11 protein-coding genes are annotated in these 17,512 nt (G+C 56.9%); 3 read left to right on the forward strand and 8 right to left on the reverse strand.

The genetic code is table 11. The features are described from left to right. The 5 genes from ACR0LZ_RS11355 to acs all read right to left on the reverse strand — a co-directional run bounded on the left by ACR0LZ_RS11355 (position 1) and on the right by acs (position 6,840). A complete protein-coding gene (locus ACR0LZ_RS11355; RefSeq protein WP_480749920.1) occupies positions 1-1,824 on the reverse strand; it encodes a DUF294 nucleotidyltransferase-like domain-containing protein in 1,824 nt (607 codons plus the stop codon). Positions 1,825-1,938: 114 nt separating this feature from the next. After that, on the reverse strand, positions 1,939-3,720 hold the full coding sequence (locus tag ACR0LZ_RS11360; protein ID WP_480749921.1) for a sodium:solute symporter family protein: 1,782 nt from the start codon (positions 3,718-3,720) through the stop codon (positions 1,939-1,941). Between the two features lie 6 nt (positions 3,721-3,726). Further along, complete coding sequence (locus tag ACR0LZ_RS11365; protein WP_480749922.1) at positions 3,727-4,011, reverse strand: DUF4212 domain-containing protein; 285 nt, start codon at positions 4,009-4,011, stop codon at positions 3,727-3,729. A gap of 173 nt (positions 4,012-4,184) precedes the next feature. Further along, complete coding sequence (locus ACR0LZ_RS11370; protein ID WP_480749923.1) at positions 4,185-4,868, reverse strand: adenylate kinase; 684 nt, start codon at positions 4,866-4,868, stop codon at positions 4,185-4,187. Positions 4,869-4,875: 7 nt separating this feature from the next. Further along, a complete protein-coding gene (gene acs / locus ACR0LZ_RS11375) occupies positions 4,876-6,840 on the reverse strand; it encodes an acetate--CoA ligase (RefSeq protein WP_480749924.1) in 1,965 nt (654 codons plus the stop codon). 464 nt (positions 6,841-7,304) lie between these two features. Here acs and dctP point away from each other — a divergent pair, with 464 nt between their 5' ends. The 3 genes from dctP to ACR0LZ_RS11390 are packed head-to-tail and all read left to right on the forward strand — an operon-like array spanning position 7,305 to position 10,415. Beyond that, entirely contained in the window at positions 7,305-8,321 is a 1,017-nt protein-coding gene (gene dctP, locus ACR0LZ_RS11380) for a TRAP transporter substrate-binding protein DctP (protein WP_480749925.1), read from the forward strand. 58 nt (positions 8,322-8,379) lie between these two features. Beyond that, positions 8,380-9,009: a TRAP transporter small permease gene (locus tag ACR0LZ_RS11385; protein ID WP_480749926.1), complete on the forward strand. Its 630-nt coding sequence runs from the start codon at positions 8,380-8,382 to the stop codon at positions 9,007-9,009. Positions 9,010-9,011: 2 nt separating this feature from the next. Further along, positions 9,012-10,415, forward strand: coding sequence for a TRAP transporter large permease (locus tag ACR0LZ_RS11390; RefSeq protein WP_480749927.1), 1,404 nt, complete (start codon positions 9,012-9,014; stop codon positions 10,413-10,415). Between the two features lie 23 nt (positions 10,416-10,438). On the opposite strand, the gene ACR0LZ_RS11395 is transcribed toward ACR0LZ_RS11390, so the two are convergent. The 3 genes from ACR0LZ_RS11395 to ACR0LZ_RS11405 are packed head-to-tail and all read right to left on the reverse strand — an operon-like array spanning position 10,439 to position 17,511. Further along, the gene (locus ACR0LZ_RS11395; RefSeq protein ID WP_480749928.1) at positions 10,439-12,412 is read right to left on the reverse strand and encodes a DNA/RNA non-specific endonuclease; all 1,974 of its coding nucleotides are present in this window, start codon (positions 12,410-12,412) and stop codon (positions 10,439-10,441) included. A 25-nt stretch (positions 12,413-12,437) separates the two neighbouring features. Continuing rightward, entirely contained in the window at positions 12,438-15,686 is a 3,249-nt protein-coding gene (locus ACR0LZ_RS11400; protein WP_480749929.1) for an ATP-binding protein, read from the reverse strand. Then, entirely contained in the window at positions 15,676-17,511 is a 1,836-nt protein-coding gene (locus ACR0LZ_RS11405) for a S1 family peptidase (protein WP_480749930.1), read from the reverse strand. Before ACR0LZ_RS11405 ends, ACR0LZ_RS11400 begins: the two co-directional genes overlap by 11 nt. Position 17,512: the final 1 nt, after the last annotated feature.

Genomic DNA, 17,512 nt, shown 5'->3' on the forward strand with positions numbered 1-17,512 from the left:
TCAGCTCAGCATGCTCTTGCCGTGTCCGACCGCTGATTGCATGGTTTTTACCACGACAAAGGCGTCGCGCAGATGACTTCGTTCAAAATCGGACAGGTCCGCGGGAACCAGATAGTTATTGGGCTCGACGCCTTTTCGCACCAGTGCCGCCTGGTGCTCAAGCCGGGTTTCCGCAATCAGGTCATAGGCATCAAGAAGATCGCGTGCGCCGGACGAGCTGAGCACGCTGGCCGCTTCGGCTGCCTTGAGTCGCGCACGAGTATTCACCTCAGTCAACTTTCCCTGCAACGCATAGACCCGCCCAAGGTCCACCACGGGCACAACCCCATTGTGTTTGAGGTCGAGCGTGTTGCGGTGCTCACCCGACCTGATAGTAGCAAAACCGCGCAACAGACCCAGCGGCGGTGTGTGTTTCAGTGAATTCGCGATCATATGGGCCACGAAGATCGAATTTCGGCTGGCCGCTTTCAGGGTGTCAGTCTGCAGGTCGGAAAACAGATCGAATGTACCGCCGATAGGGCGCAGATCGAACATGACAGACGCCAGCATTTGCGCCTCGGGGTTGGGTTTGGCGATCCAGCCGGCGAAGTAGTCTTTCCACACGCGCACAGGCTGACACCAGCGCGGGTTCGTTGCCATCATGTCGCCGGGGCAGAAAAAATAACCACAGGTATTAAGGCCACCAGACACGAATTCCGCCAGCGCCTTGAAATAGGGCATGTCTGCGTCTGTGGCGGCATCATCCAGCATAATGCAGTTGTCCTGATCTGACACCCCGGTTTGTTCTTGCCGACCTTGTGAACCGCACGCTAGCCACAGATATGGCACCGGCGGCGGGCCGAACTTTTCCTCGGCCAGGCTTAGCAGACGGCGCGTGGCGGTATCGGCGATATCCGTGATCAGGCGCGTGACAACTTCGTGCCGGTTGCCGCCTGCCACAAGTTGTACCAGCAGGCGCGGAATTTCGGCGGTGACTTTCGCCATTTCCTCTGCGTTGGTCGCCCGTGAGATGGCACTGACCAGCTCCGCAGAACTGACCGCCTGGAAACGGGTTAGATCGGTTTGGGTGACCATACCCACCAATCGACCACTCTCAGTGATCGGAATATGTCCGATATGCCTTTCCATCATTGCGTGCAGCACATCCGAGCCGATGTCGCTTGGTGACAGAGTCAAAGGGTGTGGAGTCATGACCTGAGAAATGGGTGTAGAGGCGGGCAGCGCTTCTGCCACGACCTTCCCGGACAGGTCCCGTACCGTTACTATGCCTTTCAGGGTTTCTTTCTCGGTGATGCAAATCGAGGAAATTCCCCTGTCGCGCATTATAAGCGCTGCGTCTTGAACGGGTGTCTCGGGTGGGCAGGTGGCGGGATTTCTCGCCATCAAAGTATCAACCGAACTTGTTGCCAGACTGTCTTGTTGCGGTTTCGGGCTTCGCGCGCGGTTGAAGAACTTGGCAAATACTTCGTGTTGGGCAATCAGATCATGAAACAGGTTCGGCGGTAGCAACAGCAGAACGGAATGTGTGTCCGCGCGGGCGCTGGTAACTGCCTTGCCATCGCGCAAAAGCCCGCGTTCCCCGAAAGAATTACGCATGCCGAGGTGAGAGACGACGACACCATTCTCATCACTGATTTCGATCTGACCTTCGTAGACAATGAACAACCCCGGCAACGTCTCGCCAAGGTCGTAAACGGCGAAATCGGTTTCGACCTCCCATGCGTCTACCCGTGTTGCGATTGTCACCAGCACGTCGGTCGGTAGCGCGTCATAGGGGTGTACCGATTTCAGAAACCTGATGATCTGTTCTGGTGACAAAGGCATTAGGGCAACCTTGAAATGAAACGGAAAGGTCCCGCCCGGAATAATCGGGCGGGACCATCGGGTCAAAGAGGGCAGGCCTCATACGGGAGGGAACCAGTCCAGAGGCCCGACACCTCAGTGATCCTGCGCAGCACCCGCACCACGCGGAATGCGCACGCTTTCGACCAGGTCTTTGATCTCCTGCGGGGTATCTTTGGTCATGCCGGCGACCACATAGGCCACGGCAAAGTTGACAGCCGCACCGATGGCGCCGAACGAGGTCGACTTGACCGTACCCAGCAGCGGGTCGGCATCGGTGAAAGAGTTGGTGTCCGGAATGAACAGCCAGCCCTTGTGCAGGAAGATATAAACCAGGGTCACGATCAGGCCTGCCAGCATGCCTGCGACAGCGCCGGTGTTGTTGATGCGGGTCGAGAAGATCCCCATCATCAGCGCCGGGAAGATCGAGGCGGCAGCCAGTCCGAAGGCCAGAGCAACCGTTTGCGCGGCAAAGCCCGGCGGGTTCAGACCCAGATAGGTGGCAACGACGATGGCGACGGCCATGGCAATCCGCGCAGCCAGCAGTTCGCCTTTTTCCGAGATCGACGGGTTGATCGAACCTTTGATCAAATCGTGGCTGACAGCCGAAGAGATAGCCAACAGCAGACCTGCGGCTGTCGACAATGCGGCGGCCAGACCACCAGCGGCAACCAGACCGATCACCCAACCTGGCAGGTTGGCAATCTCTGGGTTCGCCAGAACCAGGATGTCGCGGTTGAAGTTGGTCAACTCGTTGCCGACCCAGCCTTTTTCGGCTGCCTTTGCTTGCATGGCTTCGGAAGCATCGTTGTAATACTGGATCCTGCCGTCACCATTCTTGTCTTCCCAGCCAAGTAGGCCGGTTTTCTGCCAGGTTGCCATCCAGTCATAGCGAGCGTCGTTCTCGATCTGCTCGACCGAGACGGCTTCGCCGTTGGTACCGTTGGGCCACATCATATCAGTGATATTCAGACGGGCCATGGCGCCAACAGCCGGGGCGGTCAGATAAAGCAACGCGATAAAGACCAGCGCCCAACCTGCCGACCAGCGTGCGTCGGCCACTTTTGGCACGGTAAAGAACCGCATGATGACGTGTGGCAAACCTGCAGTACCGATCATCAGAGACAGGGTGAAGAGCACCATGTTGAAGGTGTCGGCATGATGAGCGGTATATTCGGCAAAACCGAGTTCGCTCACGATTGCGTCAAGTTTGGTAAGAAGCGGCTCTCCGCCCGCAGTGTCGCCGAACAGGCCAAGGGCCGGGATAGGATTGCCGGTCAGTTGCAGCGAGATAAAGATCGCCGGAATGGTGTAGGCGGTGATCAGAACGCAGTATTGGGCGACCTGGGTATAGGTCACACCCTTCATGCCCCCGAACACGGCATAAGCAAAGACCACACAGGCGCCGATCAACAGACCGGTGGTATTGCTGACCTCAAGGAAACGACCAAAGGCCACGCCGACACCAGTCATCTGACCGATCACGTAAGTCACCGATGCGACGATCAAGCAGATTACCGCCACGATGCGCGCAGTGGGGCTGTAGAAACGGTCGCCGATGAATTCCGACACAGTAAACTTGCCGAACTTGCGAAGATAGGGAGCAAGAAGCAAGGCCAGCAGCACGTAACCACCGGTCCAGCCCATCAGGAACGAGCTGTTATCGTATCCGGTAAAGGCAATGAGGCCTGCCATTGAAATGAACGAGGCCGCCGACATCCAGTCGGCTGCAGTCGCCATACCGTTAGTGACCGGGTGTACACCGCGACCGGCGGCATAGAATTCTGATGTGGAACCAGCGCGGGCCCAGATTGCGATGCCGATGTAAAGCGCAAAGGACGCGCCCACAAACAGCAAGTTTATGGTAAACTGATCCATGGCGGCTTACTCCTCTTCGACGCCGTATTCGCGGTCGAGCCGGTTCATCCGCCAGGCGTAGAAAAAGATCAGGGCCAAAAAGACCAGGATCGAACCTTGCTGGGCGAACCAGAAGCCCAGATCGGTTCCACCTACGGTGATTCCCGATAGCATCGGGCGCAGCAGAATGCCAAACCCAAAGGATACCAGCGCCCATATGATGAGGCTGACGATGATGATCCGCACATTGGCTTGCCAATAACTCTTGTCGGCTTCGGCCGTCTGTACGGAGTTTGTAGTACGATCCGCCATGGCGGTTCCTCCTTGCTTCCTCCAAGGCTGCCCGCTGAGCGGACAAACCCTCTCCACGTGCCTGCCGCCGTATCAAGACGATCAGACATACCATTACCGGTCCGCCTAGGCGGTTGATCCGGTTAAATACTCAAGGGGGAGGGGTGGCGTTAACCGTCCCCGGTATTGCTCGCTTAGTCCATCGCCCCCTTGACGATGGTTGCGAGGCCCTGGGCGATCTCGTCTATCCCGCCCATGGCGTCAATTTTCTTCAGAAGGCCCTTGTGTTCATAATAGTCAATCAAGGGCGCGGTCTGCTCATGATATGCGCATAGTCGGGATGCGACGGTTTCTGCGTTGTCATCCGCGCGGCGGCTAAACTCCGAGCCGCCGCACTTATCGCACTTGCCGTTTTCGGCTGGTTGCTTGAAACTGTCATGATAGCCTTCGCCACAGCCGGCGCAGGTGTAGCGACCGGAAATGCGCTTGACCATTTCGGCGTCCTCCACCTCAAGGCTGATGGCTGCGCCAATCTCCTGTCCGGTCTCAGCAAGCAACGCATCAAGTGCCTCGGCCTGCACAGTAGTGCGTGGGAACCCGTCAAGTATAACACCTTGGGCGCAGTCAGGTTTCGCCATACGGTCACGCAGGATTGCGATGACGATCTCGTCGCTCACCAGATCACCTGCTTCCATGACAGCCTTTGCTGCCAATCCTGCCTGTGTCCCGGAAGCAACCGCCTCGCGCAGCAAATCGCCCGTCGAAAGCTGCACTAGACCAAATCTTTCTTCCAGCATTCGCGCCTGAGTTCCCTTTCCGGCGCCCGGAGGGCCGAGAAGGATCAAAACGGCGGGAGTGGTTGTCACAGCCGTGTCCATCACATCCTCACTTACTGGCCCGATTTTGAATCAGGTCTTCGACCACTGAAGGATCGGCAAGTGTCGAAGTGTCGCCCAGAGATCCGAAGTCGTTTTCTGCGATTTTTCGAAGAATACGGCGCATGATCTTGCCCGAACGGGTCTTGGGCAGGCCCGGGGCCCATTGAATGACGTCCGGACTGGCAATCGGTCCAATCTCGGTTCGGACCCACTGGCGCAATTCCTTTCGCAGTTCCTCGGAGGGTTCGCGGTCATTCATCAGGGTGACATAGCAATAGATGCCTTGCCCTTTGATCTCGTGCGGATAACCCACCACAGCTGCCTCGGCCACGGCGGCATGGGCCACTAGTGCGCTTTCCACCTCGGCGGTGCCCATACGGTGGCCCGAGACGTTGATCACGTCATCGACCCGACCGGTGATCCAGTAATCGCCATCGGCGTCACGCTTACAGCCGTCGCCAGTGAAGTAATAACCTTTGTAGTCGGCAAAATAGGTCTTTTGGAAGCGTTCGTGATCACCCCAGACGGTGCGCATCTGACCAGGCCAGCTGTCTTTGATGCACAGCACGCCCTCGACATCGTTGCCCTGTATTTCCACACCCGATTGAGGATCGAGAACGACAGGCTGGATACCGAAGAATGGCTTCATTGCCGACCCTGGTTTCATCGCATGTGCGCCTGGCAGTGGCGTCATTAGGTGACCGCCGGTCTCGGTCTGCCACCATGTATCGACGATCGGGCATTTGCCCTTTCCTACAACCTCGTTGTACCAGTTCCAGGCTTCGGGATTGATCGGCTCGCCAACTGTGCCCAAGACTTTAAGATCACTCAAATCGCATTTCTCGACAAACTCGTTACCCTGGCCCATCAGGGCACGGATCGCGGTGGGCGCGGTATAGAATTGATTCACTTTGTGCTTTTCACAAACCTGCCAAAAGCGCGATGCATCAGGGTAGGTTGGCACACCCTCGAACATCAGCGTGGTCGCGCCGTTGGCCAACGGGCCGTATATGATATAGCTGTGACCAGTCACCCAGCCTACGTCGGCAGTGCACCAGTACACATCGCCATCATGATAATCGAAGGTGATTTCATGAGTCATTGACGCATAAACGAGGTACCCGCCGGTAGTGTGTACCACTCCCTTGGGCTGACCGGTTGAACCAGAAGTATACAGGATGAACAGCGGATCCTCTGCACTCATCTCTGCCGGCGCGCAATAGTCGTCTACTTCAAGCGCCATTTCATTATAGTCAAAATCACGACCCTCGATCCAAGTCGTCTGGCCGCCGGTGCGCTTGACCACGAGGCATTTCACGGTGTCCTTGCAATGTAACAGGGCGGCGTCGGCGTTGGATTTCAAGGGGGTCTTGCGGCCACCGCGCGGGGCCTCGTCGGCTGTGATAATCACTTTGGCGTCACAGCCGTTGACACGGGCCGCCAACGCATCCGGGGAAAAGCCGGCGAAAACGATGGAGTGGATTGCGCCGATCCGCGCACAAGCAAGCATTGCATAGGCGGCTTCTGGGATCATCGGCAGATAAATCACCACGCGGTCACCCTTACGCACGCCCATAGACTCCAGAATATTGGCCATCCGGCAGGTGCGGCGGTGCAATTCGGCGTAGGTGATGTGCTGGGCGTCGTCGGTCGGCTCGTCCGGCTCCCAGATGATCGCAGTCTGATCGCCGCGGGATTTCAGATGACGGTCAAGACAGTTGGCAGACACATTCAGTGTGCCATCGGCGTACCAGTTGATCGAGACCTTGCCAAAGCTGTAGTCAACGTCCTTTACTTGGGTGTATGGCTTTATCCAGTCAACACGCTTGCCCTGTTCACCCCAGAAAGCGGCTGGATCGGCGATCGAGGCGGCATACAATTCGGCATATTTTTCCGCGTTTACGTGCGCACGTGCTACGGTTTCGGCAGATGGCGGATAAACTTTGGCTTCTGAATGAGCAGCGGCGTTCATTCTTGGGCTCCTCCCTGTCACTGAATGTTCCGGGACCGTTTTCGCCCGCATGGAGAGCATTGTCGATCCGGTTCCTACCCTGCGACGGATAATAGTCATATCTGAAAATAAAGAAATAACTTGCTGTAATCCAATGGTTTGTGTGTAAATAAGTTTTTCCACAGCGGTAAAATAGTAAATTTTTGGCAAGGAAATTATCATAAAATCCTTTGTTTTCAATTGATAGAGAGTCAATGACACGGGCTTGGTTTCAATCCTCTCTCGCGTCATGGCGGCCTTCCGCGCGAAAATTACCTTGACGGGTCGCGCGACATTTTGTTCCCGTTTGCGCTCGCGGTTCAGGTGAACCGTGAATTCTGGGTGACGGGCCGTCAGGAGCCCAGGGGTTGGCAGTCGTGAATGTTGGCGCTAGCTTCTCTTGCAAGCGGCCTGCCATGAGGTTCGCGGTCAAGGGAGAGATCATTATGAACAAGATGTTGAGCGGAGCGGCCGTTGCCGCCCTGAGCCTTGCTTTTGTCACCGAAGCTGCAGCGACCGAATGGAACGTTTCGGTTTGGGGCAAACGGCGGGCTTTTACCGAACATGTTGAAAAACTGGCGGAACTGGTCAGCGAAAAAACCAGCGGCGAGTTCACGATGAATGTAAGTTACGGAGGCTTGTCTAAACCGAAGGAAAACCTCGACGGCATTTCAATCGGGGCTTTCGAAATGGCCCAGTTTTGTGCCGGCTATCACCGCGACAAGAACCGGGCGATTACCGTGTTGGAGTTGCCGTTCCTCGGAGTGAACACCCTGGAGGAGGAAGTAGCGGTCAGCCATGCGGTCTATGGGCATCAAGCCGTCAAGGACGAGATGGCGCAGTGGAACGCGCAAATTCTCATGACCTCGCCGATGCCACAATACAACCTGGTTGGAACCGGCGATCCGCGTGATGAGCTCGCGGAGTTCGACGGCATGCGTGTTCGCGCAACTGGTGGACTGGGTCAGGCATTCGAAGCGGTTGGTGGCGTGCCCACCTCGGTTCCAGCGACCGAAGCTTATAACGCAATGGAATCTGGAGTTGTCGATACAGTAGCCTTTGCCCAACATGCGCATCTTTCGTTCGGCACCATCAACAAGGCCGACTGGTGGACAGCCAATCTGAATCCAGGAACTGTCAACTGCCCAGTGGTGGTGAATATCGAAGCCTTCGAGGCGCTGAGTCCAGAGCACCGCGAAGCACTTGAGAGTTCGATTGATGAGGCGATTGCTCACTATCTTGCCAACTACGGCGAACTGCTCAAGAAATGGGATGGCGTGCTGGAAGAAAAGGGCGTCGAGAAGGTGATGATCTCGGACGAGACGATTGCAGAATTCCGTGCCAAGGCCGCCGACCCGATCCGGGATCAGTGGATTGCCGATATGTCGGCGCAGGGTCTGCCGGCGCAGGAACTCTATGATCTGGTGCAGTCAACGCTAAGCGATCAGCGCGGCGGAAGCTGATTCTATCGACCGGGCCCTTGTGCCCGGTCACTTCAATCGCCCATCAGGAGAAAACGAGATGGCAGGACATGCCACGGTACTGGAGGATGACAGCCTCCTGAGCCGTTTGGATCTGGCCCTATTGCGGCTTGAAAAGTTAATGGCATTGCTCAGCGGCATTGGCGTGTTCTGCCTGATGGTTCTTGCGGTCGTCTCTGTTGGTGGACGCAATACGATGAATGCGCCGCTGCCCGGATACGTGGACTGGATCGAACAGGCAATGCCGCTAATTGCGTTCCTTGGAATCTCGTTCGTACAGCGAAATGGCGGTCATATCCGGATGGATATCCTTATCGCGCGACTGCATGGCCGCGCACTGTGGTTGTTTGAATTGGTTTCGGTTGTTCTGATCCTGATCCTGATGATGGCGCTGGTTTGGGGCAGTTGGGCGCATTTCGACCGGTCCTTTGACTGGGGTGCACCGCTGTGGAGCCGTGATAGCTCGATCGATATCGGCATTCCAATCTGGCCAGCCAAGCTGCTCGCCCCGTTAGCGTTCTCAGTCCTGTGTTTTCGACTGCTTTTGCAGACATGGGGCTATGGCCGCGCATTTGTGCGGGGTGTGGATAGACCCGTTGCAGTTCCGCTCATACAGGACGCGGCAGCGCAGGCAGCAGCCGAGGCCGAACAGTTCGAAGGGCATGAATAAGCATGGACACCATCGAAATCGGTCTTTGGGTCACCGGCTTTCTTCTTGTCATGGTCCTCACGGGGATGCGCGTGGCCTTTGCCGCAGGGCTGGCCGGGCTTGTCGGACTAATCTGGATATTCTGGGCCAAGTTCGGGTACGATCCGGACCGGTTCGGTAAAGCGGTTACGGTCGCAGTCAAAACCGCGGGGCAGGTGCCTCATTCCAAGGTGGCATCACACACACTCAGCCTGATCCCTACCTTTATCCTGATCGGGTATCTGGCCTATTATGCCGGGCTGACCCGTGCGATGTTCGAAGCGGCCAAACGTTGGATTGCCTGGGTTCCGGGGGGATTGGCGGTTTCAACCGTGTTCGCCACAGCCGGATTTGCCGCCGTGTCAGGCGCATCCGTGGCCACGTCGGCGGTGTTTGCGCGTATTGCGATCCCCGAGATGCTGAAGATTGGCTATAACAAGAGGTTCGCCGCGGGTGTCGTTGCGGCGGGTGGTACTTTGGCGTCTCTTATTCCGCCTTCCGCCATTCTTGTGATCTACGCCATCATTGTAGAGCAGGACGTCGGGAAACTGTTACTTGCCGGATTCATCCCCGGCGCCTTCTCGGCGGTCATCTATGGCACATTGATTGTCGGCATAGCCTTGGCATTCAAGTCGGTAGGTCCACCAGTTTCCGGTTTTACCTGGCGCGAGCGTTTTGCTTCGCTTCCTGCTGCGATGCCGATTGTTCTTGTGATCGTCATCATCATCTGTTTTGTCTACAACCCGCTTGGCGATCAGGCTTGGGGTACGCCGACCGAAGGCGGTGCAATCGGCGCTTTCATAGTGTTCTGTTTTGCGCTCTGGCATGGGATGCGCTGGACGGAACTGAAATCAGCGCTGCTGGAGACCGCCAAACTAACAGCGATGATCTTTTCGATCATCTGGGGCGTTCTGATCTATGTTCGGTTTCTTGGCTTTGCCGACTTGCCGGGAGCATTTTCAGACTGGATCACCGGCTTGACGATGTCGCCGATGCTGATCCTGATTTGCATCCTGCTGGCTTATGCGGTTCTCGGCATGTTCATGGATGCCATAGGGATGCTTTTGCTGACCCTGCCGGTCGTCTATCCTGCGGTCATGGCGCTGAACGGAGGTGAAGCAGTCAGCGCTGCGGACAGTACGTTTGGCATGTCTGGTCCGATGTGTGCAATCTGGTTTGGCATTCTGGTGGTGAAGATGGCCGAGTTTTGCCTCATCACTCCACCCATTGGCCTTAACTGCTTCGTAGTCGCGGGCGTGCGCCCCGACCTGAGCGTTCAAGATGTGTTCCGCGGCGTGGCCCCGTTCTTTGTGGCGGATGCCGTGACCATCGCTTTGCTGGTCGCCTTCCCGGGAATTGTTCTTTATCTGCCGTCTCTGGCCAGTTAGGGCAAGGGGACCAGCCCTGTTGTCTACAGGCAGATATTCTCATAATCCCACACGGTGATTGCAACGCTTTCTCCGGCTTCGCTCACGCCCACCTTGCCCAGCGGATCGAAATCGCGGAGCAGGCCGAAATCGTGCCCCGTAGCGTGCTCCAGGTCCTTGATCCGGACCTGGAAGGTTTTGAACTCGCCGAATTCAAACCCTTCGACTGCTTCGACGCGTCCACGTTCGGACAACATTCGGTGGATCAACTGGCCCTGAGACAGGATATAGGCCGTCGCGTGTAGGCGCAGGATGTCGCCCTCTTCGGGCGCTTCGGCCAACATTGTTACCACCTTGAAGAATTCCAGCGGCACGGGTGCGCCTGTGTTGCCCAGAAGAGGCTCGGTTCCAGATATGATCGGGCCACTGAACACGTTCGCGCGAAAACCGTGAGTGCGAACGTTATCGAGGATGTAGTCTTCCAGTCCCAACCACATTTCGGAGTTGCGGTTAAGAAGGCGATGCTGCGGGCTGCATACAGTGTAATGAAACGTGTCCGCGTCAGCCTGTTCCGCGGTTTCGCGGGTATCACCCCAATTGGTTGCTGCACGACGTATCAGGTGGCCCCGGTCAATATCGGCATGGCCATAGGCTTCGGCATCGAGTTGCTGGTTGGCTGGAATGCGCAGATCCTTGCGCCATGTCGTCGACCTTCGCTTGATCCTGATGGTTTGTTCTCCATCGATGTTCAGGGCGGTCAGCAGCGGCCCCTTGAGCGCAGCACTATAAAGCACGCCAAAATGCTGGTAGCGCAGTTCGTGCTGGCGTTCAGGTGTCGCATCGCTTGGTGTGCTAAGCGGAATTTGAGGGTTGAGCTTGGGTAGGGGCACTGGAACCACCTGCAGGAAATCAGGGTCATATCCACCGCGCCCCGCAAAATGGTTCAGATCGTGACCAGCGGGTGCCTCGTCAGGGATTGCCGCGACACTGTGAACCTGTCCGGCTACACCCTGATCCAAAAGGGCGGTCAGGGTGCTGACCCGAACGGCACTGTTGCCGATGCCGAACCGACCGGCAAAGTGCAACCCCACCAGTTTGCCGCTGTCGAGGCTGATGACCGGACTGCCCGAATTGCCACCCAACGTTGTGGCGTCGTGACCAAGCCGGGAACTGCTGTCGGCCATGCTGGCAAAACCGGGGGCAAAGCGTTTTACGTCGTAGAGCCCTTTGAAATACCGCTCCATCTGGGCGGCGTTATTGCGCGAGTCCGAGGCCGGATAGCCAATAACGGCGATCATCTCGCCATCTTCGGCATCCTTGATCGCGCGCGGCAGAGGCGCGAGAGAAATACCACTTGCGGCGTCGGGTTTGTCGACCCGCGCCAAGGCTACATCCGCCGAAATGTCGTCTGCAATATAGGTAAACTTGCGGATTGGAATGGTCTTCGAATTGTCCCCCCCGGCGCCGACTTCCTCCAGAAAATCGATAGCCGCACCATAAAGGATGTTGCCAGGGCCGAACTTGAACACGCCATCGCCCAGAAAAGTCCGGCGGGCTACGATCTTGGCCACATGCCGGTTGGTAACGATCAGCAGGCTGCCATTGTCTTCTTCGTCGATGATCCAGCCTGTGCCACCCCATGCCATGTCGTGATTGCGGAACTCGATACGACCTATCGAAGGGATCATAGGCTCGATGTTGGTGATCTTGATATCCGTACCGGGGGCGAAATCGCCGCCTAGCTGGGTTTTCCCCTCAACTGCGCCGTTTTTGATCAACAGCGGGGGGCGGCCAACCGCTCGTACAATGGCTTCGAGCATCAAGTTCGAATGACCGGCGGCCTCAAGTTGCGGCGGCGTGCTGTCAATCATCTCTATTGCTGTGCTTTCTGCAACCAGCCCCAACTCTTTCAAGACCGGAGACCCATCGTTGATGGCCTGCTTGATCTTGTCGAAATTCCAACGGGTCCTCAGCCCCTCCAGACGGTTCAGGCTTTCCTCTTCAGCGCGGTTGGGCATTTCAAGTCTCCTTGGATGAAAGAAGTCAACGGAAAATGGTTTCTGGAGGTACCTCGTGCAGGACGAGCACCGCTAGTGTTGCAGCCTGAACGAGGGGCAGTTCATCTTTTTGCAGAAGTTTTAGAACCTCTGTCCGTCCGTGGCTCCGTTTGGCAAACGCGGTAAGGTAGGGCCGTCGCAATCTGCGCCGAGCTTGCGCACCGTACCGGTCGCGTGGGGCAAGCAGCCACAACAGCGCTTCGGCACGATCCGGTGTCCCCAAATGCTCTGTCAAAGCAACGGCTTGGTGATCGGCAGGGATGTCCGAAACCCAATCTTCGGGTGGGAGCGAGGCATAGGACCAAAGGCCATTCACGTTTCGCCGCCACCGTTCCGCCGCGTCGGCGAGCGCAGGCAGATCACGGTCAGGACGGAAGAAGGCGTAACCACCGAGTGTTTCCGCTGCCAGCCCCGCATTTGCCAGTGCCTCTGCCGTGTCCGAGGCGTAGGAGGATAGCCCGGAAGCGATGTTGTTCAGCCCTTGCAGTTCCGGCGCGACTAAGTCCCCGATCTCTCCGAACAACTCTCTCAGGTGCGCAAGCTCGTTCTGAAGGCGCGCACCACCACGGTCAAACATTTGGTCGAGCCGGACAAATTCGACCAGTGGCGTGGCATAGGGATTGAGCGGCGCAACTCTGCGCCCTTGGGTTTCAGGTTCTATACCATTACTGGAGGCCAGATTTTGCTGCACGCCCAGATTGGCGCGCAGTCGGTCGGCACGATCAAGTGTGCGCCAGGCCAGTTCTTCGTTGCCGCCGGCAACGAACGGAAATATCAAGGCGCGTGTTTCGTCGATAATCCATGGGAAGGCGGCGGTTTCCCGTACAGACAACAGCATGAAATCCAGCGCGCACCCTGTCAGCATCGAAGCCTGCCGCATGTTCGCGCACTTGCCCAGCACCTCGTACCGGTCCTCCGACTGTAACCAATCCAAGCATTTCTCAAATCTGAACTCAGCCCATACTTCCAATAGAAGGCGTGTCATGGGCGGGCTGACTCTTTTTAGCGCGTCGTGAAAAAACGGCATCGGCAAAGCGCCAAGGATCTGGCTCGCCAGCGTCCACTGTCCGCTGCGCCATGCATAGGCCATCGTGATCAACCCAGCGTCGCTGGCCAGTTCATAACGTTCGGGAAAAGCGCTTTGCATGATACCGGGTATTTCACGCAATTCGCCTTTCTCCAGCATGATTTCGACATCCTTGATCGCGCGATCGTCCACTGGATAAGTCAGGTCGGCATCAATGGGTTTCACATATGTCGACCGCATTTGTTGAGGATCGAACGCAAGTTGCGGCTGCACGTGTCTGGCATCCAGAGGCGAGGAAGCGACGCCGCTCCAGAAATCTCTTCCGAGCTCTTGTTCGAGATTCAGGGCGAAATCTTCCGGTTCCAGATGGTCGTCCGCTTCGGGCAGAACCTGGTCCTGTCGTCCGAAATCCGATCGTTCCTGTTTTGCCTGACGGATTGCGTCACTTGCACGCGCGGGCAACTCGGCAAGCATATGGTCGTCGAACTCTTCAGCCAAAGCGCGGCCAATCTGCGGTATGTCCACTTTCGGTTCTCGGCACATCTGAAGCCGGTGATAGAGCGCAGCAACCGGATTTATCCCCTTGAACCATTCCGCGGCTTTTTGATCGATCTCGCGGGAGGTGTCCGGGAATTCTTCATAAATCAGTTTCAGAGTGGCCGCCCGGAGATCGCTACGATGCAGAATCCATGACCCCTCTCTCCGTACCAGCCAATGGTGGCGGCCCAGCTCTTTTAGAATGTCTTCGGCTTCTTTCTTGCTTAGCTCAAATCCAAGTGCAGGGGCGACTACTTCGCGCAAGGCGCCCACATTTATCCGCTGCAAGACCAAACCCTTGAGTGCCACTTCACGCAAAGTACGCGGCACCCGACTGAGAATGGCGCGATAAAGATAGCCTTCGATCTGCGCGCCGCTGGCATTCGCCGGCACGTGCAGGTCAGGTCGTGCTCCCATTTTCAGAGACTTGCTGGCGAGGACCAGGCGCAGGGGAATTCCTTGCGCAAGTTCCAGGATCGGAGCCCGTTGGGCCGCGTCGACGCCACGTTGTTCCAGCATGCTGTCAGCCACCGGATCTTCGAGCCCCGTCAAATCGATGCTGTCTCTGTCGACCCGGGATTGCGCGGGGACGATGGATTCCTTGCGCCCGGCTGAGATCACACAAATCGGGCACGCAGCGAATTCGGCCAGTCGATCGAGATGTTCAAACAGGCGGACGACACGGGAATCAGCTCGCTGGCGCAAGACCTCCAATGTATCGAGCAGGATAAGGATCGTACCGTCAAAGCTGGACAGGGCGCTTCGGATGGCCTGCATGATCTCCCGAGACCGTCCGCGTCGAGAAAGGTTCTCGGTGTCTGCCAGCGTTTCGGCCCGTTCGAACCGCGCCTCGCGCAGTTGCTTAGCAGTATATGGCAGGCCGTTTCCGATTTGACGGGATATCTCGTCGAAAAGGGCGTGATCGTCCTGCACATTCAGCGAAGACCGGTCGAAATCCAGTCGCAGAATGACCATGTCACGTTGGCGAGCCATCTGTATGACACGCTCCAAAAGATAGGATTTCCCAATTCCGGGCAGGCCTGAAATATGCAACGTGCGTAGTTTCACTGCGGTCTTTCGACTTGGGTGGTCTTCCCTTGTTGCCCAGCGGTCGGGCGAGGCCATCCAGCTATCAATCTTGCCTAATTCATCTTCGCGGCCGAAAAAACCACCTGATAGGGCCTGCTCATTGGCTTGTACCTGAAGCAACTTGTTGACTGTCCCTCGCAAGGCAGCCACCTGTGAATAACCCGGCGCTTGCGGTCCGCTCCGATCCAACACTTTAATCAGGTCCAGCAACGGTTGCGGGTTGTCGGCTTTGACGATCAGATCAGAGATCGCCTCGGGCGAGTATTGGGCCGCGCCTGTCAGGGCTAGCTCCACATCGGTTGGGGATTTGGCATATTCGCTACTGGGCGCAAAAGGTGAGGGTTTGGACAGTACTTCGCGGCGAACGCTGTTGCGCATGGTCCAGAGATCCTGAGACTCGTCCCGCTCCACCGTGCAATCCGGGCGTAAGAGGCTAACGATATCCAGCATTCGGTTCGTATCGGCCACCAGTTCGTTGCCGCCGATCTTCAACAAGATTGAAACCGGGTTGAATGCACCTGACACCGCCGCGACCCATCGCAGCTTTTCCAGTACGTCACGAGTTCGCGGATCAGCCTGCATCATGAACTCCAATGTCTTTTCTCGCCTCTGTGCGCAACCGTTCGGCGACGAGCGGAAGATTGGCGATAGCAAAGCGGTTCATTTCCGCCGGAATTCCCTGCAAGGCAAGGTCAACGATGTGCCCGCACACATCAGGTGTCCATTTCAACGCCAATGCCCTGACCATCAGACCAACGCAGTCTTTGACGTCTTTTCGCAGGAACGGGCGGATATAGTCGACAAATAGCTTCGGTCGCGGATCGACTTCCACATTGTCCAGATTAGTTATGGTGCGGGCACGCAAATCATAGGTTTCGAAACCGGCCAGGATCAGCCGCAAGTTCGGAGTATCCAGAACTTCTTCAATCAAGTGTTCCAGTTGATATCGGGTGCGGTCGATCAACCCGCTGTCGGGATTGTCAAAGTAAAGCCAAACGGTCTCGTTCCTTTCCGTGGCGATCCTGCTCAGCTCGGAGACGACAGTGCGGATTCTGTCGTCTTCATGCGCGGTGCCGGTTGTTTCGTCTGCTGCGACGCCGGGCTGGGCTTCTATTGGTGCGCTGCCGCCCAATGCTCGGCGGTTGAGGCTGGCGGTCAGATCACCTTGTTCATATCCAGGCTGCATCCTGACGATGCGATGTCGGGCACCATGGATCTCCAGAAAACGATCAAGCAGAGTATGGCTGAAATTCAACCCCTGCCTCTCGGCAATCTTTGTGCGTTTGATCCAAACGCCACGAAGGTTCTTGTCTTGCCTGTCCAGGATCGCGGTCAGTGCGTCAAAGAAATTGTTTCGCCCGATGACAAAGTGACCATCCAGATCATCGCTGAGTGACCAAAGTCTGCGTGGCGGGCAATCCAGCTTGATCTGCGCGCAGAAATCGTCATTGGCGGCAAAATGCTGAAAGGGCACCAGTCGGCGGACATTGTTCCATCGCCCCTGATGCAGGCCGACAAAATTGAACTGGCGGTCAAATCCGGCTCCACCGGAAGACCCGCCATGCGTTTTGATACTGTGAAGGTGGCGCGGTTCGTCCAGCCTATCTCGCCGGAGTTTTCCCACTGCAATCCCTTTTTCGGCGCCCTCCGGGAAATGAATCAGAACAAAACTTTCCGTACCCACCCAATTTGGCAACGCGTTCGGCAATGACATGTGTCCGAGAGTGCGACCAAGCGGCGAACGTATGCGCAGCAGAACCGCATCGCACATCGTAGTGGCATCTCCATCACCCGGAAGCACACCGTTCTTCTCACTGTCGAGGCAGGGCGCAACCCAGACCGGTCGGGCTTTGTGTTCACTGCCATCGGACAGCAGTACGCTGACGTCCGAGATCGTGTCCAAATCGAACTCGCTTGCTGCATCCGGCACGAAGGCACCCACAACATGGGCCGAAGTGAGGATCAGTCTCGGCGAAATGAGTGCGCCACTTCCGAGAACCTGATCGTGTTTCAGAACCCGGCACCGAAACGCCTTGGCGCCGCTGGCGAATTCGCCGATACGGTCGATGTCCAGATCATCAGCGTCAGCAGGGGCCAGGCTGGCCCCGTTGATCGGGACGTGCTCCACTTGATCCGCCGGATCGTCGGCCAGTGGAAGTGGCTCCAGCCCTCGACTGCGTAGGGCGGCAATGAACCGGCTCATCAGCTTCTTGTCTACCAGACGTCCGACGATCAAACCGGCCACTGCCGTTCCAGGCATCGATTGGGCCACCATCCGAAACGTGTCGATATCCCCAATGTGACCTGCCGACTGGAACACTTCCTCCACGGTTTGGTTCACCATGTTCGGGTGTTCCTGCATCAAGGGTTGCAGTTGGACGGCCGTCAGTGTTTCCGTTCCAGCCATG

This window comes from Ruegeria sp. CI1 (genome assembly GCF_056536925.1).

Bases quoted from the DNA above. Each gene is read 5' to 3' on its own strand.
- ACR0LZ_RS11355 (WP_480749920.1), bottom strand. From the start codon at position 1,824: ATGCCTTTGTCACCAGAACAGATCATCAGGTTTCTGAAATCGGTACAC.
- ACR0LZ_RS11385 (WP_480749926.1), top strand. From the start codon at position 8,380: ATGGCAGGACATGCCACGGTACTGGAGGATGACAGCCTCCTGAGCCGT.
- ACR0LZ_RS11405 (WP_480749930.1), bottom strand. From the start codon at position 17,511: ATGGCTGGAACGGAAACACTGACGGCCGTCCAACTGCAACCCTTGATG.
- ACR0LZ_RS11395 (WP_480749928.1), bottom strand. From the start codon at position 12,412: ATGCCCAACCGCGCTGAAGAGGAAAGCCTGAACCGTCTGGAGGGGCTG.
- ACR0LZ_RS11370 (WP_480749923.1), bottom strand. From the start codon at position 4,868: ATGGACACGGCTGTGACAACCACTCCCGCCGTTTTGATCCTTCTCGGC.
- ACR0LZ_RS11360 (WP_480749921.1), bottom strand. From the start codon at position 3,720: ATGGATCAGTTTACCATAAACTTGCTGTTTGTGGGCGCGTCCTTTGCG.
- ACR0LZ_RS11365 (WP_480749922.1), bottom strand. From the start codon at position 4,011: ATGGCGGATCGTACTACAAACTCCGTACAGACGGCCGAAGCCGACAAG.
- ACR0LZ_RS11390 (WP_480749927.1), top strand. From the start codon at position 9,012: ATGGACACCATCGAAATCGGTCTTTGGGTCACCGGCTTTCTTCTTGTC.
- dctP (WP_480749925.1), top strand. From the start codon at position 7,305: ATGAACAAGATGTTGAGCGGAGCGGCCGTTGCCGCCCTGAGCCTTGCT.
- acs (WP_480749924.1), bottom strand. From the start codon at position 6,840: ATGAACGCCGCTGCTCATTCAGAAGCCAAAGTTTATCCGCCATCTGCC.
- ACR0LZ_RS11400 (WP_480749929.1), bottom strand. From the start codon at position 15,686: ATGCAGGCTGATCCGCGAACTCGTGACGTACTGGAAAAGCTGCGATGG.